General features: G+C 70.0%; 11 protein-coding genes. 8 read left to right on the top strand and 3 right to left on the bottom strand.

Translation table 11 applies throughout. The annotated features are described in order from the left end of the window. The 3 genes from G6016_RS00805 to pcaD form a co-directional block, all read right to left on the bottom strand. The coding region (locus tag G6016_RS00805; protein ID WP_182630815.1) for an acetyl-CoA C-acyltransferase at nucleotides 1–915 on the bottom strand (915 nt) is incomplete at its 3' end. A 136-nt stretch (nucleotides 916–1,051) separates the two neighbouring features. Continuing rightward, nucleotides 1,052–1,891, bottom strand: coding sequence for an IclR family transcriptional regulator (locus G6016_RS00810; RefSeq protein WP_182630816.1), 840 nt, complete (start codon nucleotides 1,889–1,891; stop codon nucleotides 1,052–1,054). Continuing rightward, a complete protein-coding gene (gene pcaD, locus G6016_RS00815; RefSeq protein ID WP_182630817.1) occupies nucleotides 1,888–2,679 on the bottom strand; it encodes a 3-oxoadipate enol-lactonase in 792 nt (263 codons plus the stop codon). The genes G6016_RS00810 and pcaD overlap by 4 nt, the downstream gene beginning before the upstream one ends. Nucleotides 2,680–2,806: 127 nt before the next feature. On the opposite strand from pcaD, the gene G6016_RS00820 reads away from it, so the two are divergent. From G6016_RS00820 to G6016_RS00855, 8 genes are all read left to right on the top strand, one after another. Beyond that, nucleotides 2,807–3,574 (top strand): CoA transferase subunit A, encoded by a 768-nt coding sequence (locus G6016_RS00820; protein ID WP_182630818.1) that lies wholly within the window; start codon nucleotides 2,807–2,809, stop codon nucleotides 3,572–3,574. Beyond that, entirely contained in the window at nucleotides 3,571–4,200 is a 630-nt protein-coding gene (locus tag G6016_RS00825; RefSeq protein ID WP_182630819.1) for a 3-oxoacid CoA-transferase subunit B, read from the top strand. The genes G6016_RS00820 and G6016_RS00825 overlap by 4 nt, the downstream gene beginning before the upstream one ends. Nucleotides 4,201–4,384: 184 nt before the next feature. Beyond that, entirely contained in the window at nucleotides 4,385–5,377 is a 993-nt protein-coding gene (locus G6016_RS00830) for a malate dehydrogenase (RefSeq protein WP_182630820.1), read from the top strand. Between the two features lie 100 nt (nucleotides 5,378–5,477). After that, complete coding sequence (locus G6016_RS00835) at nucleotides 5,478–8,180, top strand: valine--tRNA ligase (protein WP_182630821.1); 2,703 nt, start codon at nucleotides 5,478–5,480, stop codon at nucleotides 8,178–8,180. Nucleotides 8,181–8,185: 5 nt separating this feature from the next. Continuing rightward, nucleotides 8,186–9,784, top strand: coding sequence for a bifunctional tetrahydrofolate synthase/dihydrofolate synthase (gene folC / locus G6016_RS00840; protein WP_380022893.1), 1,599 nt, complete (start codon nucleotides 8,186–8,188; stop codon nucleotides 9,782–9,784). Continuing rightward, nucleotides 9,781–10,218 (top strand): DUF4233 domain-containing protein, encoded by a 438-nt coding sequence (locus tag G6016_RS00845; protein WP_338403462.1) that lies wholly within the window; start codon nucleotides 9,781–9,783, stop codon nucleotides 10,216–10,218. The genes folC and G6016_RS00845 overlap by 4 nt, the downstream gene beginning before the upstream one ends. A 48-nt stretch (nucleotides 10,219–10,266) precedes the next feature. Continuing rightward, nucleotides 10,267–10,680 (top strand): nucleoside-diphosphate kinase, encoded by a 414-nt coding sequence (gene ndk / locus G6016_RS00850; RefSeq protein WP_182630822.1) that lies wholly within the window; start codon nucleotides 10,267–10,269, stop codon nucleotides 10,678–10,680. 338 nt (nucleotides 10,681–11,018) lie between these two features. After that, the coding region (locus G6016_RS00855) for a hypothetical protein (RefSeq protein ID WP_187354200.1) at nucleotides 11,019–11,279 on the top strand (261 nt) is incomplete at its 3' end.

Genomic DNA, 11,279 nt, shown 5'->3' on the forward strand with positions numbered 1-11,279 from the left:
CGTGGCGGGGACGGGGCCGATGCCCATGGTCTCCGGCGCGACTCCCGCGACGGCCCAGGACGCCAGGCGCACGAACGGGGTCAGGCCGAGCGCGGCCGCCTTGTCGGCGGTGGTGACGATCGCCATGGCGGCGCCGTCGTTCTGTCCCGACGCGTTGCCCGCCGTCACCGTGGCCTCGGCGTCGGCGCGCCCCATGATGGGGCGGAGCCCCGCGAGGGCCTCGACGGTGCTGTCGGCACGGGGGTGCTCATCGGTGTCGACGACGACGTCGTCGCCCCTGCGCTGGGGTACGTTGACGGGCACGATCTCCTCGTCAAACACTCCTGACTGCTGGGCCGCAACCGCGCGTTGATGCGACTGGACGGCCAGCCGGTCCTGCTCCTCGCGGCCGATCCCGTACTCGCGGCGGAGGTTCTCGGCGGTCTCGATCATGCCGCCGTCGATGATGTGTGAGCGGCCACCCACGGTGGTGCGGGCGCGGCCGAGACGGTCGACGAGCTGCACGCCGTCCCCCTTGATGCCCCAGCGGGGGGTGGGGGTCGCGTAGAACTCGACCTGGCTCATCGACTCGACGCCGCCGGCCACCACCAGGTCCACTCCGCCGGAGGCGACCTGCAGGGCGCCGGTGATGACGGCCTGGAGGCCGGAGCCGCAGCGACGGTCGAGCTGCATACCGGGCACGTCGATGCCGAGCGGTGAGTCCAGGGCCGCGATGCGGCCGATCGCCGGGCCCTCGCCGCTGGGGGAGCCCTGACCGAGGATCACGTCGTCCACGTCGGCTCCGGTCAGTCCGGTCCGCTCGACCAGGGCGGTGAGCAGGTCGGAGGCCAGGGTGTTGGCGTCGATGTCGCGGAACACGCCGCCGAAGCGGCCGACCGGGGTACGAAGTGGCTCACAGATGACGACGTCACGCATGGTTTCTCCTTTGTGCGGGGCTGTGAATCGAAGGGCGGGGGAGTGAAGGTGGGGGTCGAAGGCGGGGATTGAAGGGCGGGGGCTTCGTTGGCGGTGGGGCCGGGACGTGATTGCCGGGGCGCGAGCTCTGGTGGCCTTATCGGTTGACGGTGCCCAGGTCCGAGGACAGGGCTCGCGCGGCATCGAGTACCGCCGGAACCAGCTCGCCGCGCAGTTCCTCGATCGAGTACCGGGCGGCGTGCGTGGAGACGTTCAGTGCGGCCACGACGCGCCCGTCGCGGTCGCGGACGGGTGCGGCGAGCGACCTCAGCCCGGGCTCGAGTTCCTGGTCGACCAGGGCCCAGCCGCGCTCGGCGATCTCGGCGAGTTCCGCCCGTAGACCGGTCGTGTCGGTGATGCTGCGGGCGGTGATCGCCGGCAGATCGGCCTGCTGGAGATGGAGGTCGAGTTCGTCATCCGGCAGTGCGGCGAGCAGGACGCGGCCCATCGAGGTGGACACCGCAGGGAAGCGGGTGCCGATAGTGATGCCGATGTTCATGATGCGCCGGACCTGCACACGGCTGACGTAGACGATGTCGGAGCCGTCGAGCACGGCCACGGAGGACGACTCGTCGAGCCGGGCGCTGAGCTTTTCCAGATGGGGCTGGGCGAGCTCGGACAGCGGCATCGAGGACAGGTAGCTGTAGCCCAGGTCCAGTACCCGCGGGGTCAGCCAGAAGCTGGTTCCCGCCGTGTCGACGTAGCCGAGCTCCACCAACGTGTGCAGGAAACGCCGCGCGGTGGCGCGGGTCAGGCCGGTGGTCCGGGCGACCTCACTGAGGGTCTGCCGGGGGTGGTCCGCGTCGAAGGCGGTGATCACCGCGAGGCCACGGGCGAGCGATTGGACGAAGTCCGGGGAGGCGGTCCGCTCGGGCGCGCTTGCCGAATCGTGGTCCGTGCTCGGGGTGGTGCCGGGATTCGTGTCGGCGGCGGTCATGCCCGCCCCGCCTTCGCGGCCTCGACCAGATGCCGGCGAAGTGTCTCCGACACCTGGTCCGGGATCTCCACCGTGGGCACATGGGCGGCGGGGGAGAGCGTGACGAACGTCGATCCGGGCACGCCGTCCGCGATCTCGCGCAGGACCTCCGGCGGAGTGGAGGGGTCCTGTTCGCCGGCCAGGACGAGCGTCGGGCAGGTGATCCGGCCCAGATCGGACCGGTTGTCCCACCCGGAGAGAGCGTCGCAGGCGGCGGCGTAGCCCTCGGGATCGGTCGCCGTGATCATCGCCCGCAGGCTCGCGACGAGCTCGGGCTCGGCTTCGGCGCGGTCAGCGGTGATCCACCGCGCCACAACGGCGTCGGCGACCGCTTCCATCCCGCCCTCGCGGACGGCCGCCGCCCGCTCGATCCAGCCGGACGGTTCGCCGAACCGGGCCGCAGTGCACAGCAAGGCCGCTGACTGCACCCTGGAGGGCTCGTGCACGGCGAGCCACTGGGCCACCGCGCCGCCCATCGACAGTCCGGCCACGTGGAAACCGTCGACGCCGAGAGAGTCGAGCAGGGCCAGAACATCGCCCGCGAAGTCGGCGATCGTGGCGGGGCCGGGCACAACCTCCGAGTCGCCATGTCCGCGGTGATCGACGGCCACGACTGTGTGGTCGGCCTGCAGATCGCGGACCTGGCCGTCCCACATCCGTCGGTCCGAGCCCAGGGAGCCGAGCAGGACCACCACGGGAATCTCCGGCGACCGGGGGCCGCTGACCTCGTACGACAGGGTGGCAGGCATGGATCGGTCCTTTCTTGGCTCTCTCGCGAGAATGGAGGTGTGATCAGTGATACGGGCCATAATACGCGCCAAATGTGCGAATTGCGAACGCTTGTACAAACTGCGAACATCGGCTACGGTCTGTGACATGACCAACAAGATCTTCGCCTCGGCCGCCGACGCGGTCGCGGACATCCCGGACGGCGCCTCCCTCGCCGTGGGGGGTTTCGGTCTGGTCGGCATCCCCGCCGTCCTCATCGATGCGCTCCTCGAGCAGGGGGCCAGCGATCTCCGCACTGTCAGTAACAACTGCGGCACCGACGGCTTCGGCCTCGGCAAACTTCTCGAGGCCGGGCGCATTACCCGGACCACCGCCTCCTACGTGGGCGCCAACAAGGAGTTCGCCCGCCAGTACCTGAACGGCGAGCTGGAGGTGGAACTCACGCCGCAGGGCACGCTCGCCGAGCGCATGCGTGCCGGCGGTGCCGGGATCCCGGCGTTCTACACCCCGGCCGGCGTCGGCACGATGGTCGCCGAGGGCGGCCTGCCGCTGCGGTACGACGGAAAGGGCGGGGTCGCCAAGGCCTCCGAGCCCAAGGAGACCCGCGAGTTCGACGGTGTGACCTACGTGCTCGAGCGCTCCATCGTCACCGACTTCGCCCTCGTCCACGCCCACAGGGCGGACACCGCCGGCAATGTGCAGTTCTACGGCACGGCTCGCAACTTCAACCCGGATGCCGCGATGTCCGGGCGCATCACCATCGTCCAGGCCGAGGAGATCGTCCCCGCCGGTCAGATCGACCCGGCCGACGTGCACCTTCCCGGCATCTTCGTCCAGCGTCTCGTCGAGGTCGGTCGCCAGGAGACCGGCATCGAGATCGAGAAGCTCAGCAGCAAGGGGGAGGACCGGTCATGAGCTGGACCCACGAGCAGATGGCGGCCCGCATCGCCGCCGACTTCCAGGACGGCCAGTACGTCAACCTCGGCATCGGCATGCCGACCCTCATTCCGGACTATCTTCCCGAGGGCGTTCAGGTCACTCTCCACTCCGAGAACGGCATCCTCGGCGTCGGGCCGTACCCCACCCGCGACCAGCTTGATCCCGAGATGATCAACGCCGGGAAGGAGACCATCACGGCTGCCCCGGGCGCCGCGTTCTTCGGCTCCTCGGACTCGTTCGCGATGATCCGTGGCGGCAACGTGGACGTCGCGGTGCTCGGTGCCATGCAGGTCTCGCAGGCCGGCGACCTGTCCAACTGGATGATCCCCGGCGCGATGGTCAAGGGCATGGGCGGCGCGATGGACCTCGTCCACGGTGCCGGCAAGGTCATCGTGATGATGGACCACGTCACCCGCAAGGGCGACATCAAGCTGATGGCCGAGAACACGCTGCCCTACACCGGCCGCGGATGCGTCCAGCGGGTCGTCACCGACCTGTGCGTCCTGGACATCACCGACAAGGGTTTCCAGCTGGTCGAACTCGCGCCGGACGTCACCCTCGATGAGGTCCGCGAGAAGACCGACGCGCAGGTCCACGAATGAGATAGCCGCGCATGCTGTCGCCCACCGCGCGGCGCGCGCAGTGTGCCGGCTCCGCGAGCGCCCCGGCAGACGGTCGGGGAACAACGGGTGTACGGCTCGCGGAGCGGTGAACACGGGGTCGGATCCTCACTACTGTGGGGACCGGCCCCGTCGTCGTCTCTTCCCAAAGGATCTGAACACGCGCATGAGTACCTCCGCCCCGGTCACCGTCACCGTCACCGGCGCCGCCGGTCAGATCGCCTACGCACTGCTCTTTCGGCTCGCCGCGGGCGGCGTCTACGGCAAGGACGTGCCGATCCGTTTGCGACTGCTCGAGGTCACCGCCGCCACCGGCGCGGCCGAGGGAGTGGCCATGGAACTCGAGGACTGCGCGTTCCCAGCGCTGGCCTCCATCGACATCACGGATGACCCCGCCGTGGGCTTCGACGGCGCGAGCGCCGCGATCCTCGTGGGGGCACGCCCCCGCGGTGCGGGGATGGAGCGCGCCGACCTCCTCACCGCCAACGGGGCGATCTTCCGTGGGCAGGGCCGAGCCATTAATAATCACGCGGCCGATGACGTGCGCGTCCTGGTGGTGGGCAATCCCGCCAACACGAACGCCTACATCGCCCAGCGTCACGCCCCCGACGTCCCCGCCGAGAGGTTCACCGCCCTGATGCGTCTGGACCACAACCGGGCACTGAGCCAGCTCGCGACCCGCCTGGGCGCGCCGGTGGGCGAGCTGGACCGCGTCGTGGTGTGGGGAAACCATTCGGCCACCCAGTTCCCGGATGTCAGCTACCTCACCCGGGGCGGTGTCCCCGTCACCGAGGGGCTCGACCAGCAGTGGCTCACCGACGAGTTCATCCCGCGCGTCGCCAAGCGGGGCTCGGAGATCATCGAGGTCCGGGGCTCCTCGTCGGCGGCCTCGGCAGCCGGGGCGTCCATCGTCCACATGCGCGACTGGGTCCGCGGCACCCCCGACAACAGCTGGACCACCGTTGCCCTGCCGTCCAAGGGCGAGTACGGGACGGTCCCGGGTGTCGTCACCGGACTGCCGTGCCGCAGTGACGGCGGGGAGTGGGAGGTCGTCGAGGGCCTGGAGATCGACGAGTTCCAGCGGCCACGGATCGACGCGTCGGTGGCCGAACTCGTCGACGAGCGTGACCAGGTCCACGCGCTGGGACTGGTCGACTGACGCTGCCTGGCCGAGTCGGCACGGTCGGCCCAGCGGTGGGAGTGGAGCCGGAGACCACGGCGTGTGTCGAGCCCGCGCGCTCACGGCCTACGATGGGCGGGTGACGACTCCAGCATCTCCCGCCCCGAACACAGACCGCGCGGACGCCCTGCCCGCCTCCTGGAATCCAGGTGAGGTAGAGGCGGAGTTGTATCAACGCTGGGTGGACGCCGGCTTCTTCGAAGCCGACGCCTCCAGCGACAAGCCGGCCTACTCCGTGGTGCTGCCGCCGCCGAACGTGACCGGCAGCCTGCACATGGGCCACGCGCTCGACCACACCCTGATGGACGTGCTCACGCGCCGGAAGAGGATGCAGGGCTTCGAGGTGCTGTGGCTGCCGGGCATGGACCATGCCGGCATCGCCACGCAGACCCTCGTGGATCGCAAGCTCCGCGAGCAGGGAATCGACCGACACGAGATCGGTCGCGAGGCCTTTATCGACAAGGTCTGGGAGTGGAAGGCCGAGTCCGGCGGCACGATCGGCGAGCAGATGCGCCGACTCGGTGACGGGGTGGACTGGTCCCGCGAGCGGTTCACCCTCGACGAGGGCCTGTCGCGCGCGGTGCAGACCATCTTCAAGGAGCTCTTCGACAAGGGCCTGATTTACCGGGCCGAGCGGCTCGTCAACTGGTCACCCACCCTCCAGACCGCCATCTCGGACATCGAGGTCAAGTACGCGGACGTCGAGGGGGAGCTCGTAAGCTTCCGCTACGGCTCGATGGACGACTCCGAGCCGCACCTGGTGGTGGCCACCACCCGCCTCGAGACGATGCTCGGCGACACCGCGATCGCGGTGCACCCGGACGACGAGCGCTACGCCGGCCTCGTCGGCACCGAACTGCCGCACCCGTTCCGCGAGGGCTGGACCATGCGAGTGGTGGCCGACGAGCATGTCGACCCCGAGTTCGGCACCGGTGCCGTCAAGGTCACGCCCGCCCACGACCCGAACGACTTCGCGATCGGCCAGCGTCACGGGCTCGAGATGCCCACGATCATGGACGCCACCGGCCACATCGCCGATACGGGCACCCGCTTCGACGGCATGGATCGCTTCGAGGCACGCAAGGCCGTCCGTGAGGACCTGGCCGCGCAGGGGCGGATCGTCAAGGAGGTGCGCCCGTACCTACATTCGGTGGGCCACTCCGAGCGTTCCGGCGAGCCGATCGAGCCGCGACTGTCCCTGCAGTGGTGGGTCCGCGTCGAAGAACTTGCCAGGATGGCCGGCGACGCGGTGCGCGACGGCGACACCGTGATCCACCCCAAGAGCCAGGAGCCGCGCTGGTTCGACTGGGTCGACGACATGCACGACTGGACCATCTCCCGCCAGCTGTGGTGGGGACACCGGATCCCGATCTGGTACGGACCCGAGGGAGAGGTCGTCTGCGTCGGACCGGACGAGGAGGCACCGGCCGGCTACACCCAGGAAACCGACGTCCTCGACACGTGGTTCTCCTCGGCGCTGTGGCCGTTCTCGACCATGGGCTGGCCGGAGCAGACGACGGACCTGGAGCGGTTCTATCCCACGTCCGTTCTGGTCACCGGCTACGACATCCTGTTCTTCTGGGTCGCGCGGATGATGATGTTCGGCACCTTCGTGGGACAGACCCTCACCGGCGAGAAGGCCGCACCGGGCAAGGTCCCGTTCACCGACGTCTTCCTCCACGGCCTGGTCCGCGACGAGCACGGCCAGAAGATGTCCAAGTCCAAGGGCAACGGCATCGACCCGCTGGACTGGGTGGACCGCTTCGGCGCCGACGCCCTGCGCTTCACACTGGCCCGCGGCGCCAATCCCGGCGGCGACCTGTCCGTGGGCGACGACTCCGCCCAGGCCTCCCGCAACTTCGCCACGAAGCTGTTCAACGCCACCCGCTTCGCCCTGATGAACGGCGCCACCGTGGGGACGCTGCCGACCTCCTCCGAACTCACCGACGCCGACCGCTGGATCCTGCACCGACTCGGCGAGGTCCGCGTGTCGGTCGACGACGCGCTGGAGCGGTACGAGTTCTCCAAGGCGTGCGAGACGCTCTATCACTTCGCGTGGGACGAGGTCTGTGACTGGTACCTGGAGCTGGCCAAGGTCCAGTTCGGTGGCGACGACGAGGCCCGCTCCTCCGATCGGGCCGGCTACACGCGACTCGTCCTGGGCCACGTCCTCGACGTGGTGCTGCGCATGCTGCACCCGGTGGTCCCGTTCGTCACCGAAACCCTGTGGGTGGCGCTGACCGGGCGTGAGTCGCTCGTCGTCGCCGACTGGCCCACCGACGTCGCCCCCTCGGCGGACGTCGAGGTGTCGGTCCGACGCGTGTCGGATGCGCAGAATCTCGTCACCGAGATCCGCCGGTTCCGCTCCGACCAGGGGCTCAAGCCCGGCCAGCGGGTCCCCGCTCGACTGACCCGCACCGACGACGCGGACCTGCCCGCCGACCTGCTCGAGCAGGTCACCTCCCTGGCGCGGCTGACGCCGGCCGAGGAGGACTTCACCGCGACGGCCTCGCTCGAGGTCCGGCTGGGGCTGTCGACGGTGGGCGTGGAGATCGACACCTCCGGCACCATCGACCTGGCCGCCGAGCGTCGCCGCCTGGAGAAGGACCTCGCGTCGGCGCGTAAGGAACTGGAGACCACCGGAGCGAAGCTGGGCAACGAGGCGTTCCTCGGCAAGGCCCCCGATCACGTGGTGGAGAAGATCCGCGGACGGCGAGACCTGGCCGAGGCCGAGGTGGAGCGCATCAGCGCCCGCCTCGAGGCCATGCCGGCCGGGAGCTGATCGGCGTGAGTGATCGGAAATGGCTCCCGCCGCACGACCCCGAGGAGGGGTGGGACACCCCGACCGAGGAGGACGTCGCCGACCTGCTCGGCGAGGACGGCCTCGTGGCCGGGGTCTCCCTGGGTGGGCCCCTGCCCGGGGACGAGGACGACGACGGCGACGACCATCTGCCGCCCCGACCGATCCCCGAGGTCGGCAGCCCGGAGTGGCAGGCCGATACCGCCGAGTTGGCCGCGGTCGAGGAGGAGCTCACCACCCGGTGGCCGGAGTCCAAGCTCGAGCCGAGTCTGGACCGGATCGCCGAGCTGATGTCAGTCCTCGGCGACCCCCAGCACGCGTACCCGGTCGTCCACGTGGCCGGCACCAACGGCAAGACGTCGGTCACCCGCATGATCGACGCCCTCCTGCGCGCCCTGCACCAGCGGACGGGACGGAACTCGAGCCCGCACCTGCAGAGCGTCACCGAGCGCATCGCCCTCGACGGTGAGCCGATCACCGCCCGGACCTTCGTGGACACCTACCGCGAACTGCAGCCCTACCTGGAGATGGTCGACCAGCGCTCCGAGGAGGCCGGCGGCCCGCGGATGAGCTACTTCGAGGTACTCACAGGGATGGCCTTCGCGGCGTTCGCCGACGCACCGGTCGATGTGGCCGTGGTGGAAACCGGAATGGGTGGCACGTGGGACGCGACCAACGTGGTGCGGCCGACCGTCGCCGTCGTCACCCCCGTCGGCCTGGACCACACCGACTACCTGGGCGACAACCTTGCGCAGATCGCGGGGGAGAAGGCCGGGATCATCCAACCGGCACCCACGGACGACCTGTTGCCCCGCGACCCCGTCGCGGTGATCGGCCGGCAGGAACCCGAGGCGATGGAGGTGCTGCTACGGCAGGCCGTCGAGGTGGGTGCCGTCGTGGCACGCCTGGGCTCGGAGTTCGACGTGGTCGACCGCAAGCTGGCCGTCGGCGGCCAGCAGCTCACCCTCCGCGGCCTCGGCGGCGAGTACACGGACGTGTTCCTCCCGCTGTTCGGCGAGCACCAGGCCGAGAACGCCGCCACTGCACTGGCCGCCGTCGAGGCGTTCTTCGGTGCCGGACCCGACCGCATGCTGGACCCCGAGCTCATCCGCGCCGGGTTCGCCGCCGTGGACAACCCCGGCAGGCTCGAGCGCCTCAGTTCGAGTCCGACCGTGATCGTGGACGCCGCGCACAACGGGCACGGCGGGCGAGCCCTCGCGCAGTCCATCACCTCCGAGTTCGACTTCAAGCGGCTGGTCGCGGTGGTGGCGATGCTCGACGGCAAGGACGCCGATGCGTTCCTGGCCGCGCTCGAGCCGGTCGTGGAGGAGGTCGTCGTCACCCGTACCGCCTCGGCGCGCGCGATGGAGCTCGCCGAGCTCGCGCGGATCGCCGAGGAGCGGTTCACTTCGCAGCGCGTCCACGTCGTGGAGACGCTGCCGGATGCGGTCAGTGCCGCGCTGGACCTGGTGGGGGTGCCCGACCCGACGGCCGATGACGACGTCTCCGGCGTCGGCGTCCTCGTCACCGGTTCCGTGGTGACCGCCGGGGCCGCACGAAGCCTGTTCGGAAAGGACGCACAGTGACCAACCCCGAGACCGGCGCCGGCGCCGGCCCCGAGACCGATCCGGCAGCGGCGCACGCTCCGTCGGTGGATCCGTGGAAGGGGCTCCGCGGCATCATGGCCGGCACCCTCTTCCTCGAGGCCATCGTGATCGGTCTGGTGCTCACGGTCATCGCCCGCCTCGACGGGGGCGACCACTTCCAGACCTGGAAGGTGTGGTTCGTCAGCCTGCTCGCGATCGCGATGCTGGTCGCGGCGGGTCTGCAGCGGCGGCCCTGGGCGATCCCGATGAACGTGGTCCTGGCGGGATTGGCCGTCTTCCCCGGCTGGATCGTCCACTGGTCGATGGGCGTGTGCGGACTGATGTTCGCGGCAGTGTGGGGCTACATCCTGTACCTGCGGCGGGACCTGAGCAGGCGGATCGCCGGCGGCTTCCTGCCCAGCCAGCACGACTGATCTCGACCCGGCCGAGCCGGGGCGCCGTCAGCTTGTAGCATTGTGCTCGTGACCGAGAGAACCTTCTTCCTCATCAAGCCCGACGGCGTCGAGCGTGGCCTGACCGGCACCATCCTCGCCCGCATCGAGGCCAAGGGCCTCACGATCTCCGCCATGGATCTGCGGCAGGTGCCGCGGGAGACCGCGGCCGAGCACTACGCCGAGCACGCCGAGCGTCCGTTCTACGGCGACCTGCTCGAGTTCATCACCTCCGGCCCGGTCGTCGCCGGTGTCCTGGAGGGCCCCCGCGCGATCGCCGCGTGGCGTCAGCTCGCCGGCGGCACCGACCCGGTCGAGAAGGCCGCGCCGGGCTCGATCCGTGGCGACTTCGGCCTCGAGACGCAGTTCAACCTCGTGCACGGTTCGGACTCCGAGGAGTCCGCGGCCCGCGAGATCGCACTCTGGTTCCCGGGCCTGGCCTGATCCCGTAGTTCCCACGGGGCGGCTTCACGCTCCGAACGCCTGACGCGCCCGCCGGTTTCTCCTACCGGCGGGCGCGTTCTGTGTTCGTGGTGCCCGCGCGACGACGTTCGGACCCCAGATGTGGGAGAATGGCCGGAGCTCATCCTGGCGCGTGGTCTACCAGTCCACCCCGGAACGGGCGCCCGCCACCCGTGGCCGATCAAGATCGGTTCCGCGGACTATAAGACATTGCCCCCGCTCAGGCGGGGCCGAGACCAGAAACGCCCGACCCCGTGCGGCGGCGTGGGTCACCGGAGACGGTGACGTGATCGCGCCCGGAGTCCGGCCAGAGGAGACACGTGTCGGATCCGAACCTGACAATCGACGATCTCAATGCGCTACCCGAGAGGATGCGCGCACACGCGGCCGCCAAGGCCGTGGGCATGACCAGCAAGGAGTTCCTCGCCGCCATGTCCGGGATCGGCGTGGAGATCAAGAGCGCCCAGTCCGGCGTGACCCGCGAGGTGCTGTTGACCTGGTTCGAGGGTCGTGGCGGGGGCGAGGCCTCGGCCGCGCCGGCCGCTGAGGCCCCCGCGGCCGGGCAGTCGGCCGGGCAGTCG

This window comes from Dietzia aerolata, from assembly GCF_014144865.1.
Lineage (GTDB): Bacteria > Actinomycetota > Actinomycetes > Mycobacteriales > Mycobacteriaceae > Dietzia > Dietzia aerolata.